Source organism: Streptosporangium sp. NPDC000396 (genome assembly GCF_042898655.1).
Lineage (GTDB): Bacteria > Actinomycetota > Actinomycetes > Streptosporangiales > Streptosporangiaceae > Streptosporangium.
The window spans coordinates 1-17652 of the sequence record NZ_JBIAZA010000026.1 but is presented as its reverse complement, the minus strand read 5'-3'; the positions used below and the strand labels follow the sequence as shown (position 1 = coordinate 17652).

Sequence of the window (17652 nt, the reverse complement as noted above, 5' to 3'; positions counted from 1 at the left end):
TCGCTCGCTAACGGCCCGGTGACCCCTTGCCGTCTCTCCTGTGATTGTGGCGGTACAGCCTTTGATCACCCGCCTATCCAGCAGTAGAGCATCTGATTGTTTTCCTTAGCCCGGCGGGCCAGCCCGACGAGATCCTCAGTCAGGGACAGCAGGTATTCCATGTCAACTGGGGAGGAGGACGAGAATTCCTCGATCTTCGCCCACTGCTCCGCCGCCGCCGGTAGACGTGAGTTGTCTGCGCCGGCGAGGATGTCACGCACGTTTACCGACAGCTCATTGATACCCGGCCCGTCCAGGTAGGGAGAGTCTTCCGGCAGGGCATCCCACTCCTCGTCGCTTTGTGGGGCTCCCTCTGGCGACGGGTACAAGGTCACCGTGTCGACCAGATCCAAGGAGAAGTCGACGTCACCGAGGAACGCCACGAGCTGACCCAGGATCACGTGAGGATCGATCCATTGGGTCTCCACGGCGTCGAACTTGGGAACCCCACGAGAAGGGTCGGCGATCACGCGGGAATGTTTTGGCTGCATGATCGCTACCTCACGATTCGCTGCTCGGTAGTACTCACAGAAAAAAGTCAACGGGGGCTCCTGCCCGGGCATGAAAGACATGGTCAACTTCTAGGCTGACGGACAAGCTAGAGGATGTGGCAGCATCTGCGAAAGGGCAGCCTGATGCAGGTATGGCGCACCACGCGCGCCTCGCCCGGCCTGATCGTCCCGTCTACCTCACCCCACCCCGGAGGGGCGACAGCCCGGGGACGGAGGACCAAGGTCGTCTTCGCGGTACGTCAACCGGTAGCCGTTCCTCGGTCATTGGATGCCAACGGTCACAGACGGCCTTGATCCGGAGGAGTCGGGATGGTGGGCTTGCCTGGAACGTGGCAGACGGGACGATCGGGCCCTACCTCAGCCACCCAAGAACGGAGCCTTGCTCCTCGCGATCATCCCGGAGCCGAGACCTCCGCCGGAGGCTGAAAACCCGACAGGTCAGGGCGTACAGAACGATGATGAGCGCGGTGGTAAGGCCGACGCCGGTGACGACCAGGCCGATGACTATGACCAGGCTGGTGATGACCTCATGGGGTCCGGGACTGGTGGGCTCGCTTATTCAACTGTCGTCAGTTCGGCGGGGTGGCCTGGGTAGCGGTGACTGTGTGTGGTCGCCTGGGGCGTAGCGGTTGTAGGTGGCTCCGGTCTCGGCGGCGAGCTTGGCCGTGGTGACGGGATGGAAGCCGAGGGCGTCGGCGATGATCGGGGCGGGGCTGGCTTGGATGTGCTGGCGGAGGGCTGCTCCGCGGGCAGGGAGAGTTGAGATGCCGAGTTGGCGGATCTGTTTGGCGAGCCACTCGGGCCGCAACGGCTTTCCGGCCCGCCGGCCGGGGAAGAGCCACGTCGAGGCGGGGTTGGTGGCAGTGCGCATGTTCGACCGGTTGGCGAGGTAGCCGAGCAGCGTGGTGGCGAACGGCGCGGGGACGGGCGAGGGTGGGGTTCCGAACCGGATGAGCACCTGTTCTCCGTCTCGGATGACGTCGGCCAGGGTGAGGCGGACCAGGCGGCTGACTGGCTGGGCGTAGAGGAGCAGCAGGATCGCGGCGACGCGGGCGTGGGGCGGTCCGGTCTGGTCGATGAGGATCTCGCCGAGGAGGGCGAGCCGCTGCTGGGCGGTGAGCGGGGCGGCGCGCCGGGCCGTGTGCGGCATGAGCTTCAGGGGCCGCGCCAGCTTGTTGCGCTGAGACCACTGAAGGAAGACGCGCAACCCGTTGCGTTCGTCCGCGGTGTGCTCGGTGACCCATGCGTCGAGGTGCGCCTGACGGCAGTCGGCCAGGGTGAGGTTCCGGTCGGCGAGCCAGGTCAGGAAGCGGGCGGCGTAGATGATCTGCTGTCCGGCATAGCTCCGGCTGGAGGGCTTGACGGGTTTGGTCTCGGCGATGCGGCGCAGGCGGGGCAGGATCTCCCAGGTGGCGAACCGGCGGATGATCTGGGCGTGGTCGGGATCGGTGATGGCGTCGAGGTGGTGGACGAGCCAGCGTTCCAGCAAGCAGATCTGCTTGTCGACCTTGGGGAGCAATCCGCATGCCATCAGGAGCTCGCGCAGGTGGGACGCGGCCCGCCCGTGCGGCAGCTGGTGAAAGGCTTCGTGGGTGAGCTCGATGCTGCCATCTGCCAGGCCGCGGAGCATGTCAGGGCTGTACTTGTAGAGCCAGGTCAGCCCGGCGAGCGGGTTCTCCATGCTGGTCAGAGAATGGAACAACGGCAACAGGGTGGGATGAATCTGGCCGGTGCCGTCGTCGAGCAGCTCGGTCAGCCGATCGGTGAGGGTGCAGCCAGTGCAGAGGCGCCGGGCGTGGAGCTTGCCCTCCTCACCGCAGCGTGAACAGCAGTAACACGGCTTGAACCCGGCGCAGGTGCTGCAGATCGGCTCACCGTCTTCGGGCCGCAGGCCGGGCAGGCGACGGGACCGACCGCAGGCGGGGCAGGTGCCGCGCAGCCGCAGCCCTCGGTCGACGCAGGTTCGGCAGACGAGCCCATCGGGCCACCAGCCGGCGGGGTAGGACAACCGCCGGCACCGGGTGCAGGTCCGTTTCACGCTCACCCTTCGGAGGTGATCCGGGCTCGTCGGGGCCGTAGATGGGTGGGGGGTGGCGGGGTGGGACATCGCCGTCGGCGGTCTTGCGGACTCCGGCGTTCTGGGCCTCGACCGGAACGAGGTCCGTCGGGGTGGTCTGGAAGATGTCACAGAGCGCGGCCAGGAGCTGCAGGGACAGCCGTTCGGGGGTTCCGGTGACGAGCCGGTGGACCTGGGAGGCCGACAGCTTGATTTCGCGTTCGGCGAGCAGCGGGACCAGCTCGGTCGTGGCGAACATGCCGTGGGCGGCCATGATCTCCCGCAGCCGCCAGGAGTAGGTGACCTTGCGCTTCACGACGGGTCGCCCTTCGCGGCGACGGAGGCCAGCGCCTGCGCCACCGTGGTGTCCAGGGCTCGTCTCAGGGTGCGGGTCCGGAAGTCGGAGGACACGCAGGTGTAGATCGCCGTGGTCGAGGCGTGCTCATGGCCGACCTGCTCCTGGACGAAGCGGGGATCCCAGCCGTCCTCGATCAGGTGCGTGACGTACGACCTTCGCAGACTATGGAAATCCAAGGCGGGATCCAGGTCGAGCGCGTCCCGGTAGGCGACGAACCGGGAGTTGAGGCGCTGGCAGCCGACGCGCAGGCCGCGCTCGGACGGCCAGGCCGCCGGATTGCCGTCAATGCCGAAGTGCGGGCGGATCTCGGTGATCCATTCCTCCAGGACCTCGGCCGTCCATGGCCAGACCGTGAGCACGCTGCGGCGTTTGGGCGGCGAGCCTTTCTTGGCCTTGCCGAAGCGCACCAGGTAGACGCCGTACTCGCAGAACTCGGGGCCGTGCGGGTTGCGGCTGAAGTCGGCGACGTCCAGCATCCGGGTCTCGTTGCGGCGCAGCCCGTAGGCGTAGGCGGTCTTAAACAGGACCGCGTCCCGGAACGCCGGCAGCCAGCCCTTGCGCCCGAACGCCCGGATCCGGGCGACCTGCTCATCGGCGTGATCGAAGAACGCTTCCAGCTCGGGCCGGGTGAACGCCCGCTTGCCCGGGTCGCTCTCGTTGTCCTGGACGTGGACGGCGGTGTTCCACTCGTGCACGACCTGGATCGGTTGGCTGGCGAACCTGGCCTCGCACTGCTGAGCCCACTCGTACGCCGGATCGGTGACATACGCACAGAACGCGCTGATGGCCTGGGAGTAGCCGCGGATCGTCGACCGCTTCAGATCTCGCAGCGACCGCAGATCACCCAGCCACTCGTCCACCATCGCGGCGGTCCACTGCCAGGGGAAGGCGTTGACGTAGGACGCGAACGCCTTCACCGTGTTCTCCCGGCCCTCCATGGTCGTGCGGGCGAGATTGCGTGCCAGCTGCTGGTTGGCGAACCCTTCCAGCATCGCGGTGAACACCTGCTCCTCGGGCTGCAGCAGCGGCACCCCGGACACCAGTGCGAGCCGCGCCGACCCCGGCACCTGCCCGCTCACCGTGACGCCTCATCGCGCACCAAGCTGGCGACGGCACGACAAGATCGGAATTCCGAATCGTCCCGGTCTTTCAAGGCCACCAGCTCGCTCTCCGTCGATCGCACCTGATGCGAGATCTCCGCATCGTCTGCGACCGGCCGCGAGTGTGCAGGTCAAAGACACGATCGGCATAGCGGCCCCCACCGGCACCACTGATACCGCTACTCTAAGAAATTCACTGGAGCCCCTTGAATGCCCAGCTCAGACCCCGGACGGAAGAACGTCCCACAGCAGAACTGCTAACTGTCGCCAGATCGCATCCGATGCAATAGGCGGCGCTTGTAGCAATGAAGAAATTTCCAACGAAGTAGCCTCTGACCTGTGATAGCGGCGGCGTTTGACCGCCTGTGGCGGGTTGATGATCACTGTCGCTACGTTCGTTCCGGTCTCGTCCGGCACAGCACGTGGGATGGTGCGTTGTCAGAGAAGATGTTCTCCGAGGAGCATCGGCGAGCATCGCCGCGTACGGGCCGGGCAGCGCGACGGCTCGCGACCGACTTGTGTTTCCGGAAGTTGTTCCGGTGATCTGCTGGATTGCCGGGGTTGTGTTTCCGGAAGTCACTCCCGGAATTGCCTCATTCTGGAAGTAGACGTCCGTGTCGTCGTGTCGCCCCGAGGAACTTCCAGGCGGCGGCGAACAACTTGTCTCCCGGCCTTGACCAGCGCCACACCGAAGGCAAGCCCAGGACGCGGACCGCCCGCGGCAAGCGGGACACCGAGAGTGCCATCCCGGTTCGTCCAGACGCTTCCGACACGATCCTGTCTCGCCCCCACCTCGACATCGCCTCGCTTTGTAATGTCGTCAAGGTAGGCCGACCCGCGCATAGTGGTCCGCTCCCTCAACTGAACCTGCTGCCTGCCTTGATCCGCTCACCTTGAGGACCGTCTCATGACCCAGGAAGCGGTACCCCCCGTTGTCGAACCCGTTGCGCCCGCCACAGCGGTAGGCCCTCCGGAGAACGAGAGTCCCTATCTGGTAGAGGTGTTCGGCCTGGCGAAGCAGCTGGACGGCACCTGGCCGCTCTTCGTCCGAAGCCTGGACCCCGCCACCGACCCGGCACGCCTGCGCGGCCGTTTCCGGTCGGCGGCCGTGTCCGCCGCCCGCTGGTCGGTCCGGCGCAGGCACCTTGAGGGAAACCTGACTCTGCTCGCCCTGCTGGCGATGCTCGCCGTGGCCTTCACCGTCCTGGTGGCGGCCTTCTCCATCACCTCCTGGCAGGAGATCACCCTGGCCGTCATGGGCCTCGGGGTCTTCATGCCGATCTCCGTCTGGGCCGAGAACCGCCGGCATCGCCCGCTCTTCCGCCTCCTCATCGATCCGCTGATCAGCGTGGTGGGATTGGGCTGCTTTCCGGCCGCCCTGTACATCCGCTACGCCGGCGGCCCCGCATGGGCCGTCGATCTGGCGGGCCAGTGGTGGATGCCGATCCTCCAGAGCATCGGCACCGTCTCCGTAACCCTGGTCCTCGCGTGGATTTCGGTCAGGGCGGCGATGTGGCTGTGGGACCGCGAGTCTCGCAACCCTCCCACCGAACCTCTCTTCGAGCAGCTGACGGCCATCCTCGCCCGCACTGAACCCGACCGCCGCGGCCATCTCCCACCCAAGGCCCGTCAGGAGATCCTCACCCTGCTGGCCAAGGTCGCCTTCCTGCTGCGGGCAGGCATCCCGGCCGCCGCCCGCGGCGGAACCCCTCTGACCAGGGCCGTCGTCCGTGCCCGTGCGATCGAGGCCTCCAGGGCCGTCATCGACCTCCAGCTTTGGATCGCGCTCCCGTCCCCGACCACCTACGACGACTTCCGCACCCGCATCGCCGACCTGACCTGCACCATCCTCACCGGTGAATACGACCGGCTCCCCACCCGCGACGCCACCCCCGAAGTCACGCGCCGCACCTGGCACGCCCGCGCCCTAGAGGCCGTCAGAACCCTGATCGTCGCCCTGATCCCTCTCGTCTCTCTTCTCATCGCCGACCGGCTGGGCCTCACGCTCCCGTCCCCTCTCGACGATGGCGCCTTGATCGCCACCCTGGCGTGGGCCATCGTCCTCCTCTTGAGTCTCCTCGACCCGAATTTCCCCACCCACCTGGCCGCCGTCCGCGACCTGACCACCCTCGCCCCGTTCACTCGAGCCGCAGAGAAGAACCCAGGCAACCGACCCAGCCTGTGACCGGGTCGTGGGGAGCACAGACCCATCGTCGGCCGCGGTGTGTCTCCGCTGTATTCCGGCCGTACACCTCATACAGCACAGCCAACCAGCACCGGCCGACACTTTTCCACGACCGCGGCAGCTCCCAGCCGCCCCGAGCCTGGAGACCCGGCCACGCCTCTTGAGGCGCGTCAGGACCGGCGACGGCTGTGCTTAGTGGGAAGTCGTGATCGGCTCAGATGGGCAGCTGACTCACCACCCAGCTGGCCAGGATTTCCGTACGGCAAGGGGCCGCTGGACACGCGCAGCCTGAACGGGGGCTCGCGGGGATCGTCGGCATCCCACTCCTTGTCGATCTCTGCGGGCCGACCTGTTCACCCCGCCGCTGCAGGCCGAGCCGGGGACGACCTGCCGGGTGTGGCAGTGGGACGACGCGGAGCGGGACACACCGCTGGGGGCGATGGCGGCCTACCGGCAGGTCCTCGCCCATGACGTGATCAACCGGCGGGTCTTCGTCACCGCCTTGGTGACGGTGCTGCGGCGAGACGGCGACTGGTACGACCTGCGGGGCGCCGAGCCGGTGGAGGCGGCCCGGGTGCTGTACGCCGAGCGGGCCTGGGGCGACCTGCCCGCCGAGGCCCGGAATGGGTGATGCACGGTGATGGCCGGATCGGCGTCCTTGTTCTCGTCCTTGCGCCTTTGGCCATGGCCGCTCACCCGGTCGTCAACGGTGTGCGGCCGCGGGTGATGCGGCCGGTGAGTTCCCTGGTCGCAGGAACTCCCGGGCGCCGCGTAGCCTGGTCCGCAGTCGTCGCCGGGTGGCGGTGCCGTCCAGGCGCACATCGAGCGGGCCGGGTGGACCGGTGTCGGCTCGCCGGCCGGACGGCAGCGCTAAAGGGTCGAGGCCGTCGCGGTGTGCGATGAGCAGCCCGAGGTCGTAGCGGCTGAGGGCGTCGGCTCCGGCCACGTGGCACACACCGGCATGGTCGGAGCCGGCCAGTTCCAGGAGCGCTGATGCGAGGTCGGCGACATGCACGGGGCAGCGCACCTGGTCGGTGAACAGCATCCCCTGGTGGCGGCCGGTGGCCAGCGCGTGCACCAGGGCCTCGTGGGGTGATCGGGCGTCGCCGATGATCAGCGAGGTCCGGGCGATCACCGCCTCCGGGCAGATCGCCTTGACCGCGGTCTCGGCGGCGGCTTTCGCCGCGCCGTAGGGGGTGATCGGGTCGGGGGCGCACATCTCGTCATAGGAGATCCGGGCGCCGGAGAAGACCGCGTCGCTGGAGACGTGGACCAGGCGGGCGCCGACGGTGGCGGCGGCGACGGCCAGGTGCGCGGTGCCGTCGGCGGTGGTCTCCCAGTCCGCCCGCCGGGACGCGGCGTTGATGATCACCTCCGGCCGGACCGCGCCGGTCACGGCGGAAACATCCTCGCGGCGGCGGACATCGAGGGGGCGCCAGTCGATGCCGGTGATGTCGCCGGGCCGGGTTGAGTAGGTCGCGATGACCTCATGGCCTGCCGCCAGGGCCTGCCGTACGAGCTCGCCGCCGAGCAGGCCGCTGCCGCCGGCGATGAGGATCCTCATGGCCGATCACGGTAGCTCATCCGACCCGCCCCGGGTCGAATGTCGACGACTACGAGGACATCGTGGAACTCAGCGCGGAACGGCCGCCCTGCCGGTGTCCGTGACCGCCGGATCGCTCGCGGAGCTCAGGGAGCATAAGCTGCGGCGACGCTCGGAATGCATGCGCCTAGACGGCCGAATCCGACTCATACTGCCCGTGTCGCCGCCAGGAAGGAGCATGTCCGGAGGCGACACCAAGGGCCGACGAAGGCGCCGTTCGCCCGTCTGCCAACCCCTGACCACGGCATTTACGGGCTGGACAGATTTCGCAACCCGGAGGGATTCTACGAATATAGGCGGGGGCCGAGCCGATCCGACCGATGGCCGGTCGCTGTCGGGCTGGAGGGCCCCATGGCCGCCAACGTGATGGTTGTGGTGGAGAGGCAGTACGACTACCCGCGGCCGGAGGTGTTCCGCGCCTGGACGGTTCCAGAGGAGATGGCGCAGTGGCGCGGCAGTCCCGGTTGGCACGTGGAGCCGGATACGGTCACGTCCGATCTGCGGCTCGGCGGACGTCACCACCACGTCAAGGTCCGTGACAACGATCCCACCACCCGGGTGACGACCGATGCGGTGTTCATCGAGTACTTCGAGCCGGATGTCTTCGTCGCACGTCAGCGGATCACGGGTGACCCTGGCATCGACCCTGACGTGCTGCTGGAGCTGCGGGTCGAGTTCACCAAGACCGGACGCGACCACACCCTGGTGCGCGTCGTCCAGGGCCCCTTCGAGCCGGAGGTGGCCGGCTACCACAGCAAGGGCTGGGAGCTGGAACTCGACCGCCTCGAGGACTACCTGGCTCGGCGGCGGACCCGAGAGGGGGCCCGATGACGGCGACGGAAGCCCCCACCGCGCACATCACCATCGTGCGGCAGAAGCCGCTGATGACCATGCGGCAGATCCTGCTGATGAATTTCGGATTCTTCGGCATCCAGTACAGCTTCGGCATGCAGCAGACCGCGGTGAACCCCATCTACAACTTCCTCGGAGCCTCTCCTGAGGAGCTGCCGCTGCTCAACCTCGCCGGACCCGTCACCGGACTGCTCCTCCAGCCGCTCATCGGAGCGATGTCTGACCGTACCTGGAGCCCGCGGTGGGGGCGGCGCAAGCCGTACTTCATCGTGGGGGCGATCGGCTGCAGTGTCTGCCTGTTCCTGTTCCCGTTCGTCGCCGCCCTCTGGACGGCTGTGCTGCTCCTGTGGATCCTCGACGCCAGCAACAACACGGCGATGGAGCCCTACCGGGCGTTCATCGCCGACCGGCTGCCGCCGTCGCAGCTGGCCAAGGGCTTTCTCGCGCAGAGCTTCTTCACCGGGTTCGGGATCACTCTGGCCAACATCTCGCTGTTTGTCTTCCAGACCCTCATCAGCGGAGCGACGTCCGCCGGCATCCCCTACTGGGTCGTCGGCTCGTTCCTTCTCGGTTCGGTCTGCTCCATCGCGACCGTTCTGGTGTCGGTTCTGACCACACCGGAGCTGCCTCCGAGCGAGGAGGAGCTGGCGGCGATCCGGGCCAAGAAGGGCGGCCTCGGCAGCGCGATTCGAGAGATCTGGGAGGCGATCGTCGAGATGCCCCCCGAGCTGCGCAAGCTCGCGCTGGTGTACCTGTTCCAGTGGTATGCCATGGTCTGCTACTGGCAGTACGTCTCCCTCTCCATCGCCGAATCCGTCTACGGCGTGACCGCCGACGACCCGAGGTACGCAGAAGCCGTCTCATGGACCGGTCTCGTCAACGGCTGGTACAACATCGTCACCTTCTGCGTCGCATTCCCGCTGGTCGCCTTGGCTCGCCGACGCGGCGCCAAGTGGGTGCACATCTTCTGCCTCCTGTGCGCCGCTGTCGGGTTGCTGATCTTCGCCAACCTCACCAACAAGTACCTGCTCTTCCTCCCGATCATCGGTCTCGGCATCGCCTGGGCCTCGATCATGGGCGTGCCGTACATCATGGCCGTGCGCATGATTCCGTCCACGCGCTACGGCGTTTACATGGGGATCATCAACATGATGATCGTCGTGCCGATGCTCATTCAGACCGTGACCTTCGGCTGGACCTTCGAGAACCTCCTCGGCGGCGATCCGACCAACGCGATCATGTTTGCCGGCTTCCTGCTCGCCGCCGCCGCCATCACGATGACCTGGATCAAGGAACCGCCCATCGTCCGCGATGTCGACGACCTCCTGGAGATGCCTGCGGGCGCGCACTGAAGGGGTGCCACCGGAGTACGGCAGAAACGGGCCGCCGAGCGGCCCCACCGGTCGGACTTCCAGAACTTCATCGAGTCGGACACCTGGGTTCCGGCGATCGGGAACGGGACAACGTTTCGTGAAGGCAATTTGCGGCGATCCGGCCGGGGTGCGGGCCCGGCGGGCTGGGAGGAATGCCTGGCCGCCCCCGGCTGGCACGACCGGCTGCGCATGGCCCTGGAAGCCATGATCGAACCGTCGCCGGAGGAGCCCGGCTGCCTGGCCTACCAGCCATACGCCGACCCCAACGACCGCGCCCCCATGCTGCTCGTCGGGCAGTGGGCGGCCCTTGACGCGCTGACCGAGCACATGGCGAGCGCTTACTACCGGCACACCGACCAGGTCCTGCGGCGCGTTCTGGCCCGGCCCGCGAGCGTCCGCGAGCTGGTCGCGCCGCCCACCACCCGAAAACCGGCTCCCGCCCGGTCGCCCTGCTCGTGCGGCGGGTGACCCGGGCGGGGAGCCGTCCACCCGGCGAAGGAGATCCCTTACCAGCCGCCCGGCGGTGGCGGATACTACGGGGATGCGCTTGCTGGAGCGGGAGTCGTCGTTGGCGTCGCTGGCCGAGTACGCGGCCGAGGCCGGGCGTGGGGAGGGCCGGCTGGTCCTGGTCGCGGGCGAGGCGGGGGTCGGTAAGTCGGCGCTGGTCGAGCACTTCCAGCAGGACCTGCCGGCGGCGCGATGGTCGTGGGGCGCCTGTGACGGGCTGTTCACCCCGCGCCCGCTGGGGCCGCTGTTCGACCTGGCCGAGCAACTCGGCGGCCCGCTGCTGGAGCTGTGCCGCGCCGGCGCCGGACGCGAGGAGCTGTTCCGGGGGCTGCTGCGCGAGGTCGGCGACCCGGCGAGACTGGACGTGGTCGTGGTGGAGGACGTCCACTGGGCCGACGAGGCCACCCTCGACCTGCTGCGCTTCCTCGGCCGGCGGCTACGCGGCAGCGCGCTGCTGCTGCTGGTCACCTACCGCGACGACGGCCTTTCGGCCGCCGATCCGCTGCGCATCACCTTGGGCGATCTGACCTCGCAGCGCTCGACCAGGCGCATCGGCCTGGCGCCCCTGTCCACGCGGGCGGTACGCGAGCTGGCCGGCGGCAGCGACGCCGACGCCGACGCCCTGCACCGGCTGACCGGCGGCAACCCGTTCTACGTGACCGAGGTCGTCCAAGCCCGCATGCACGAGGTCCCGGGCTCGGCCCGGGACGCGGTGCTGGCGCGCGCCGCGCGCCTGAGCGGCGCGGCCCGCCAGATGCTCGACGTCGCGGCGCTGATGGGCACCCGTGTGGAGTGGAGGCTGCTGGAGGCGGTGGCCCCGTGCCCGGCCCCGGCCGTGGACGAGTTGCTGGCGTGCGGGCTCCTCACTGGCGACGGCGAATGGCTGCGTTTCCGCCACGAGATCGCCCGGCTCGCGGTGGAGGGGGCGCTGCCCGCCCGCCGCGGCCGCGCCACCCACCGCCTGGTCCTGGCGGCCCTTGCCGCGCTGGGCTGTGACGACGACGCCCGGATGGCCTTCCACGCCGAGGCGGCGGGGGACGCCGCAGCGGTCCTGCGCCACGCGCCCGCCGCCGCCCGCCGCGCCACCTGGCTGGCCTCCCACCGCGAGGCGGCGGCGCAGTACCGGCGAGCCCTGCGCTTCGCCGCCGAGGCCGACGCCGCGACCGTGGCCGAGCTGTGCGAAGAGCTGGCTGACGAGGCGATCCTGCTCGACCAGTGGCAGGAGGCGGCCGAGGCGTGCGAACGCGCGCTGACGCAGTGGCGCCAGGTCGGCGAGCAGCTGCGGGAGGGCGCCGCGCTGCGCCGGCTGTCGCGCATCAAGTGGAACCTGTGCCACGGCGAGGTCGCCGCCGCCGAGGCCGCCGTGGCGGTCCTGGAGCCGCTCGGACCCGGCATCGAGCTGGCCTGGGCGTACGCCACGCTGGCCAACCACCGGATGTTGCGCTACGAGCACGACCTGGCCGAGCCCCTGGCGCTGCGCGCGCAGGAACTGGCCGAGCCGCTCGGCGCCACCGACGTGCTCAGCGACGCCCTCAACACCCGGGCCGCGTGCGCCTGGATACGCGGCGGCGCCTGGGAGGAGCAGATGCGGCACGCGCTTGAAGTCGCCCTGGCCGGGCGGCACCAGGACCAGGCGGGCCGGGCGTACACGAACCTGGTCGCCATGCACAGCGGCCGGCGCCGCTTCGCCGAGGCGGAACGGTGCGCGGCCGAGGGCATCGCCTACTGCGACGAGCACGACCTGCCCACGTACGGCACCTGCGTGCGCGGCGAGCACGCCACCATCATGGAACGCACCGGACGCTGGGAGGAGTCGCTGGCCATCAGCGCCGCCATCCTGGCCACGGTGGGCCGCTCCCCGTCCAACCGCATGTGCACGGTGCGCAGGATCGGCTCGGTCCTGGCCCGCCGCGGCGAAGGCGGCCTCTGGCAGCACCTCGACGAGGCGGCCGAGCTGGCCGACCGCACCGGCGAGCCGCAGCAGATCGTCCCGGTACGGCTGACCCGCGCCGAGGCGTACTGGCTGGAGGACAAGACGGACCAGGCGCGGCGCGAGGCGGAGCTGGCCCACGACGTGGCCGCCGCCTCCGACGCCTGGGACCGCGGCGCGGTCGCGGTCTGGCTGCTGCGCACCGGCTCCCCGCGCACCCCGCACGGGGTGTTTCCCGAGCCGTACCGGCTGGAGCTCGACGGCGACCCGGCCGGGGCGGCGCGGGCCTGGAGCGAGCTGGGCTGCCACTACGACGCCGCGCTGGCCCTGTCCGGCGCGAGCGGCGAGCCGGAGCTGCGCGAAGCCCTGCGCATCCTCACCGACCTCGGCGCCCTGCCCGCGGCGCGCATCGTCAGGCGGCGGTTGCGCGGGCTCGGCGTCCGCTCACTGCCGGCCGGGCCGCGCGCGGCCACGCGGGAGCACCCCTCCGGGCTGACCCGGCGCGAGCGGGAGGTGCTCGCCCTGCTCTGCACGCAGCACACCAACGCCGAGATCGCCGCCAAGCTCTTCGTCTCCGTCAAGACGGCCGGCCACCACGTCTCGGCGATCCTCGCCAAGCTGGGCGCGCCCAGCCGCGCCGCCGCCGCCGACCAGGCCGTCCGCCTCGGCCTGGCCGAGGCGGACGCCACCGACAACGTCTGAGCACGCGCACCTCCCGCACGGGAATCTAGGGAACGCGCGGCGCAACATAGGGAACCGCTCCCGATCCGGCTCCCCCGCCCCCGTCCATACGGTTGGCGAGACTCACCACGGAACGGGAGGCCGGCATGCCGCTCTACATGGACGTCCACACCATCGCCCAGGGCGTCGCGATAGCCGACGTCGCCCAGGCGCACAAGGCGGACCTGCAGCATCAGGGCCGCCACGACGTCAGCTACTTGCGCTATTGGGTCGACGAGAGCCAGGGCAAGATCTTCTGCCTGGTCGAGGCGCCTTCGGCGGAGGCGGCCGCGGCGGTGCACCGCGAGGCCCACGGGCTGGTGGCCGACCAGATCTTCCAGGTGCAGGAAGGTGGCTGACACGCCGCAGCGCCATCACGTAACGGATCGAAACCCTCAACAGGAAGCGAGAAAACACCCATGAACCAGATCCTCTCCGGCCGCACACGACGCTCGACCGCGCCGCTGCTGCTGGCCGCGGCGATCTCCGCAGCCGCCTGCCTCGTGCCGGCCGCCGCGAACGCCGCCGACCAGCCGACCCCGGCGCCGGTGTCGGTGCAGCCGACCGGAGGGCCGGTGGCGCCCCCGCCGGGCCCGGGCCCGCTGGCTCTCGGCGGCTTCTTCAAGGTCCAGGAGGCCGAACAGAGCAAGTGCCTGGACGTCAAGGACGCCTCCACCGCCGAGAACGCCGTGCTCCAGCGCATCTCCTGCAAGGGCAACGACGCCCAGCTATGGCTGCCGACCCTGCTGTCGGCCGACGGCTCCGGCACCTTCGTCTACCAGCTGTCCAACCGGGGCAGCGGCAAGTGCGTCGAGGTCAGGAACGAGGTCGCCGCGTTCGGCGCGCAGGTGGTGCAGCACACCTGCGACCCCAGCCGCCTGGCCGGTGAGCGCTGGCTGCACCAGGGGGAGATCCCGTCCACGGGGGTGGGCTTCGGCCAGCTGAAGTCGGCCTTGGACCCCTCCCTGTGCCTGGACACCTTCGGGCAGCTGGCCAAGGTCTTCACCTGCACCACGCCCAACGACGCCCAGCTGTGGCGCTTCCAGTGACTGTGACGTCCGGACGCCGGGCCCGTACCGGATGAGGTGAATGCCGTCAGCCGAGGCACCGGCACCGCGAGGGCCTCCCCGCCGGGGAGGCCCTCGTCGTCACGGCCGCACAGGGCGGCGCAGCACCATTCCCGGCCATTCGCCGACCGTGATTCGTCTACCTGCTTTAACCCAGCATTAGGTCACGTCTCCACGATTTGACATCCTCCCTCGCCTGAAGAGCGAGGGATTCCAACCCGCTCCTACCTGTAAGGAGGACGCGTTGAGGTTCGCGGTGCACCGGCCCGGCAACCCCAGGCCCTTCCCGCGCAGACACGGCATGCCCCGCCGCGTGGTGGATGTTCCTGGCCGCGTTCACGTCCGCGTTGCCGACGTATCCACAGGACCGGCACCGAAAGGCGGCTTGGCTCTGACGCGACTTGGGGTCCACGATCCCGCACGCCGAACAGCGCTGGCTCGTGTACGCGGGGTTGACTCTCACGACCCGTCCGGGGGCCTTGTCCTCCAGGCGGGCCACCAGCGCACCCCAGGCGGAGGCGAGGACGCCCCGATTCAGCCCGGCCTTGGCCGCGACGTTCTTTCCGGGCGCCTCGGCGGTGCCTGGGCCGAGCGGGTCATGTTCCGGATCTTCAGGTCCTCCACGGCGATGGTGTCGAACCGTCGGGCCAGATCGGTGCTGGTCTTCTCCGTCCAGTCCTTGCGCCGATCCTTCTCACGGGCCTTCAGCCGGGCGATCGCGGCCTTGACCGTGGCGCGCCGGGCGCGGGCGGAGGATCATCCCACCGGGCCTCCTCAGGCGTAGAGACCGTGATGACGGCCGGGATGTCGGACGGCGGGTACTCCCCTCCGTGCTCCTTCCACTATCCGGCCGACGCGCGGCGCCGGTCAAACTCCTCCGGTGATCCGAGGCGCCGCCACAGTGGAGTAGACCGGGAAGTTCGCCTAACCTGGGAAACGAGGGGAGTACTTCCGAAGAGCTGGCCCGGTCAATACGGACGTGACCTCGTCCTCGGACGGCCGCCCGCGCGATCGTGGGTGAAGGAGACCTCGAACGGCCCGTCGCGTTCGAGGAGGTTTCATGCCCGTCCATACGACTCTGATCACGGCTGCCCCGCTGGAGAGCATCGGCTCACCGTACCTGTGGTCGATCACCGTCGCCGCTCTTGCGCTGTTGCTGGCCGTGGACTTCGTCCTGACGCGGCGCCCGCACGAGGTGCGGATGGGTGAGGCGGTCGGCTGGTCGATCTTCTACCTGGCCCTTCCCCTGCTCTTCGGCGTATACGTGTGGCTCGCGTTCGGGTCCGGGGTGGCGGTGGAGTTCTACACCGGCTACGTGGTGGAGAAGTCGTTGTCGGTGGACAACCTCTTCGTGTTCATGCTGTTGCTGTCCGCCTTCGCGGTGCCGAGCCAGCTGGCCCAGCGGGTGCTGCTGTACGGCATCATCGGGGCGCTGGCGCTGCGCGCGGTCTTCATCGCGCTGGGCGCCGCGGTGTTGCAGAGTGGCACTTGGGCGTTCCTTCTGTTCGGCGCGATCCTGATCGTCACCGCGTGGAAGCTCCTCAAGGACGTGCTGAGCGGCAAAGAGCAGGGAGTCGACATCTCCTCCATGCGCACGATCCGTCTGCTGCGGCGCTTCATGCCGGTCACCGACGACTACCGCGGCTCCTACCTGGTGGTCCGCGAGCATGGACGGCGCGCCCTGACCCCGCTGGCACTGGCCATCGTGGCCGTCTTCGCCACCGACATCGTCTTCGCGGTCGATTCGGTGCCTGCGGTGTACGGGGTGACCGAGGATCCCTTCCTTGTCTTCGTCACCAACGCCTTCGCCTTGCTGGGCCTGCGGGCGCTCTACTTCGTGCTGTTCGGCGCTCTGGCGAAACTGCGGCACCTGAACCACGGGCTCGGCGTCATCCTTGCCTTCATCGGGCTCAAGCTCGTCCTGCACTGGGCGCACGGCATCTGGAGCGGAGTCCCGGAGATCCCCACTTTGGCCTCGCTCGGGGTCATCATCGGTGTCCTGGCGACCGTCACGATCACGAGCGTGCACGCCAACCACCGCGAGGCTCAGCGTCTCACCGGCTCGCGCTCGAACGGTTGACCTCGTCCGGTATCCCGCGGTTGCGGCTACTGGTGGGTTGACCCCGCTCTACTGCGTTGCCGAGATCCCAGGGCCGGGGGCTGGTAGGGACAGTTCCGGCCCTGCTCATGGCGTGAGCGGTTCGAGGCGGGCGCCGCTCAGCTCGGTGCGGGCAGCGAGCGCGCGGCCGTCGCACACCAGCGCCTGGTTCCCTTTGGCGTCGACCGGGCGGTGCGTGGTGGGCTCGGCGCACGGGGTGGCGTCGCGGGCCGTAGTCCCGGGTCCTGCCGCACCCCCGGGCGCGGCAGCTGGTGATGCCGTCGCTGCTGATGGGTGTTGCCGTGCTCGGGGCAGACACCCCACACCATCGTGCAGGAGCCCTCGGATCACCTTCCTGCACATGGTGATCGGCGAGATGGCGCCTAAGTCGTGGGCGATCGCGCACCGCGAACGCTCCGCCGCGCTTCCGGCGCTGCCGTTCCGGGGCTTCACCGTGGCCGTCCGGCCGCTGCTGAAGCTGCTCAACGGCATCAGCGACCTGCTGCTGCGGATGTTCCGCATCCGCCCGCGCACCGACGAGGCCAACCCACGTGCCCCCGAGCAGTTGCGCCATCTGGTGGCCGAATCCCGGCGCCTCAAGCTCATCGAAGCTGAGGAGCACGCGGTACTCAGCCAGGCGCTACGGGCTCCGGCCACCCCGATAGCGTCGTTGATCATACCGGCCGCCGAGATCGTCAGCGTCCCCGCCGCCGCGACGACCCAGCAGGTGACCGACGCGGCCACCGCCAGCGACCGGTCGGGGTCCATCTGCGCGACGCCTACCTCGCTGCCCGCCGCGGCACACCCGCCAGCGCCGAGACCCTTGCCTATCGAACCCCGACCCTAGCCGCCGACACCAACGTCGCCCAAGCCGTCTCCGCGCTGCGCGCCGCGCACAGCCAGCTGACCCTCGTCCAGCGCCCGGACGGCAGCCTGGCCGGGCTGATCAGCCTGGCCAGGCTGCTGGCTACCCTACTCGCCCCCGCCTGAGCTCCCGCTTGGCACTGCCAACCCTCGAAGATCGGGGGGCCAGCAGCGCGGCCTCCAACTCCCCCAGTTCGTCGACGATCTGGTCGGCAGGCGGGGCCGTGACGCAGGCAACATGGGGCAGCTTGGACCCAGCGGGGTCGCCGATGGCCTGCCCTGCAGCCCCCGCTCTAGTGCCGCATCAGGCAACGTTCGCCCCGTTGTGACGTGTCGTCTGGTTGCGGTACCGGGCGGCGCTGGGCGGTCAGAATGGTCCCGTGGCTGA

Annotated in this window: 16 protein-coding genes and 1 pseudogene; 10 read left to right on the top strand and 7 right to left on the bottom strand. The window is 69.3% G+C overall.

Annotated elements, in window-relative coordinates; translation table 11 throughout:
- Positions 1 to 65 precede the first annotated feature (65 nt).
- The 4 genes from ACFY2X_RS33875 to ACFY2X_RS33860 form a co-directional block, all read right to left on the bottom strand.
- Positions 66 to 602 carry a hypothetical protein gene (locus ACFY2X_RS33875; protein WP_389946688.1) on the bottom strand — a complete coding sequence of 179 codons (537 nt, stop codon included), beginning with the start codon at positions 600 to 602 and terminating at the stop codon, positions 66 to 68.
- Between the two features lie 508 nt (positions 603 to 1110).
- A complete protein-coding gene (locus ACFY2X_RS33870) occupies positions 1111 to 2253 on the bottom strand; it encodes a hypothetical protein (RefSeq protein ID WP_389946686.1) in 1143 nt (380 codons plus the stop codon).
- Between the two features lie 169 nt (positions 2254 to 2422).
- Complete coding sequence (locus ACFY2X_RS33865) at positions 2423 to 2923, bottom strand: helix-turn-helix domain-containing protein (protein WP_389946684.1); 501 nt, start codon at positions 2921 to 2923, stop codon at positions 2423 to 2425.
- Positions 2920 to 4044, bottom strand: coding sequence for a tyrosine-type recombinase/integrase (locus ACFY2X_RS33860; protein ID WP_389946682.1), 1125 nt, complete (start codon positions 4042 to 4044; stop codon positions 2920 to 2922). Before ACFY2X_RS33860 ends, ACFY2X_RS33865 begins: the two co-directional genes overlap by 4 nt.
- 928 nt (positions 4045 to 4972) lie before the next feature.
- Here ACFY2X_RS33860 and ACFY2X_RS33855 point away from each other — a divergent pair.
- Positions 4973 to 6250 carry a hypothetical protein gene (locus ACFY2X_RS33855; RefSeq protein WP_389946680.1) on the top strand — a complete coding sequence of 426 codons (1278 nt, stop codon included), beginning with the start codon at positions 4973 to 4975 and terminating at the stop codon, positions 6248 to 6250.
- Positions 6251 to 6644: 394 nt separating this feature from the next.
- Positions 6645 to 6881, top strand: coding sequence for a hypothetical protein (locus tag ACFY2X_RS33850; RefSeq protein ID WP_389946678.1), 237 nt, complete (start codon positions 6645 to 6647; stop codon positions 6879 to 6881).
- Between the two features lie 72 nt (positions 6882 to 6953).
- Here the strand turns inward: ACFY2X_RS33850 and ACFY2X_RS33845 are convergent, their stop codons facing one another.
- Positions 6954 to 7814 carry an SDR family oxidoreductase gene (locus ACFY2X_RS33845; RefSeq protein ID WP_389946676.1) on the bottom strand — a complete coding sequence of 287 codons (861 nt, stop codon included), beginning with the start codon at positions 7812 to 7814 and terminating at the stop codon, positions 6954 to 6956.
- Positions 7815 to 8204: 390 nt separating this feature from the next.
- Here ACFY2X_RS33845 and ACFY2X_RS33840 point away from each other — a divergent pair, with 390 nt between their 5' ends.
- The 6 genes from ACFY2X_RS33840 to ACFY2X_RS33815 all read left to right on the top strand — a co-directional run bounded on the left by ACFY2X_RS33840 (position 8205) and on the right by ACFY2X_RS33815 (position 14284).
- Positions 8205 to 8684, top strand: a complete 480-nt coding sequence (locus ACFY2X_RS33840; RefSeq protein ID WP_389946674.1) for an SRPBCC domain-containing protein — start codon at positions 8205 to 8207, stop codon at positions 8682 to 8684.
- Positions 8681 to 10057 carry an MFS transporter gene (locus ACFY2X_RS33835; protein ID WP_389946672.1) on the top strand — a complete coding sequence of 459 codons (1377 nt, stop codon included), beginning with the start codon at positions 8681 to 8683 and terminating at the stop codon, positions 10055 to 10057. The genes ACFY2X_RS33840 and ACFY2X_RS33835 overlap by 4 nt, the downstream gene beginning before the upstream one ends.
- Positions 10058 to 10186: 129 nt before the next feature.
- The gene (locus ACFY2X_RS33830; RefSeq protein WP_389946670.1) at positions 10187 to 10546 is read left to right on the top strand and encodes a putative quinol monooxygenase; all 360 of its coding nucleotides are present in this window, start codon (positions 10187 to 10189) and stop codon (positions 10544 to 10546) included.
- A gap of 73 nt (positions 10547 to 10619) precedes the next feature.
- Positions 10620 to 13217, top strand: a complete 2598-nt coding sequence (locus tag ACFY2X_RS33825) for an ATP-binding protein (protein WP_389946668.1) — start codon at positions 10620 to 10622, stop codon at positions 13215 to 13217.
- A gap of 125 nt (positions 13218 to 13342) precedes the next feature.
- Positions 13343 to 13594, top strand: a complete 252-nt coding sequence (locus ACFY2X_RS33820; protein WP_389946666.1) for a DUF4242 domain-containing protein — start codon at positions 13343 to 13345, stop codon at positions 13592 to 13594.
- A 60-nt stretch (positions 13595 to 13654) separates the two neighbouring features.
- A complete protein-coding gene (locus tag ACFY2X_RS33815) occupies positions 13655 to 14284 on the top strand; it encodes an RICIN domain-containing protein (RefSeq protein ID WP_389946664.1) in 630 nt (209 codons plus the stop codon).
- 166 nt (positions 14285 to 14450) lie between these two features.
- Here ACFY2X_RS33815 and ACFY2X_RS33810 read toward each other — a convergent pair whose 3' ends face one another.
- Together ACFY2X_RS33810 and ACFY2X_RS33805 are read right to left on the bottom strand one after the other, a co-directional pair.
- Positions 14451 to 14801, bottom strand: a complete 351-nt coding sequence (locus tag ACFY2X_RS33810) for a zinc ribbon domain-containing protein (RefSeq protein WP_389946662.1) — start codon at positions 14799 to 14801, stop codon at positions 14451 to 14453.
- A gap of 35 nt (positions 14802 to 14836) precedes the next feature.
- A pseudogene (locus ACFY2X_RS33805) lies at positions 14837 to 15031 on the bottom strand (transposase); the annotation flags it as partial.
- A gap of 331 nt (positions 15032 to 15362) precedes the next feature.
- On the opposite strand from ACFY2X_RS33805, the gene ACFY2X_RS33800 reads away from it, so the two are divergent.
- Together ACFY2X_RS33800 and ACFY2X_RS33795 are read left to right on the top strand one after the other, a co-directional pair.
- The gene (locus ACFY2X_RS33800; protein ID WP_389946660.1) at positions 15363 to 16382 is read left to right on the top strand and encodes a TerC/Alx family metal homeostasis membrane protein; all 1020 of its coding nucleotides are present in this window, start codon (positions 15363 to 15365) and stop codon (positions 16380 to 16382) included.
- 379 nt (positions 16383 to 16761) lie between these two features.
- Complete coding sequence (locus ACFY2X_RS33795; RefSeq protein ID WP_389946658.1) at positions 16762 to 17247, top strand: CNNM domain-containing protein; 486 nt, start codon at positions 16762 to 16764, stop codon at positions 17245 to 17247.
- The last annotated feature ends 405 nt before the right edge of the window (positions 17248 to 17652 follow it).

Bases quoted from the DNA above. Each gene is read 5' to 3' on its own strand.
- ACFY2X_RS33875 (WP_389946688.1), bottom strand. From the start codon at position 602: ATGCCCGGGCAGGAGCCCCCGTTGACTTTTTTCTGTGAGTACTACCGA.
- ACFY2X_RS33855 (WP_389946680.1), top strand. From the start codon at position 4,973: ATGACCCAGGAAGCGGTACCCCCCGTTGTCGAACCCGTTGCGCCCGCC.
- ACFY2X_RS33845 (WP_389946676.1), bottom strand. From the start codon at position 7,814: ATGAGGATCCTCATCGCCGGCGGCAGCGGCCTGCTCGGCGGCGAGCTC.
- ACFY2X_RS33840 (WP_389946674.1), top strand. From the start codon at position 8,205: ATGGCCGCCAACGTGATGGTTGTGGTGGAGAGGCAGTACGACTACCCG.
- ACFY2X_RS33835 (WP_389946672.1), top strand. From the start codon at position 8,681: ATGACGGCGACGGAAGCCCCCACCGCGCACATCACCATCGTGCGGCAG.
- ACFY2X_RS33825 (WP_389946668.1), top strand. From the start codon at position 10,620: ATGCGCTTGCTGGAGCGGGAGTCGTCGTTGGCGTCGCTGGCCGAGTAC.
- ACFY2X_RS33820 (WP_389946666.1), top strand. From the start codon at position 13,343: ATGCCGCTCTACATGGACGTCCACACCATCGCCCAGGGCGTCGCGATA.
- ACFY2X_RS33815 (WP_389946664.1), top strand. From the start codon at position 13,655: ATGAACCAGATCCTCTCCGGCCGCACACGACGCTCGACCGCGCCGCTG.
- ACFY2X_RS33800 (WP_389946660.1), top strand. From the start codon at position 15,363: ATGCCCGTCCATACGACTCTGATCACGGCTGCCCCGCTGGAGAGCATC.
- ACFY2X_RS33795 (WP_389946658.1), top strand. From the start codon at position 16,762: ATGGTGATCGGCGAGATGGCGCCTAAGTCGTGGGCGATCGCGCACCGC.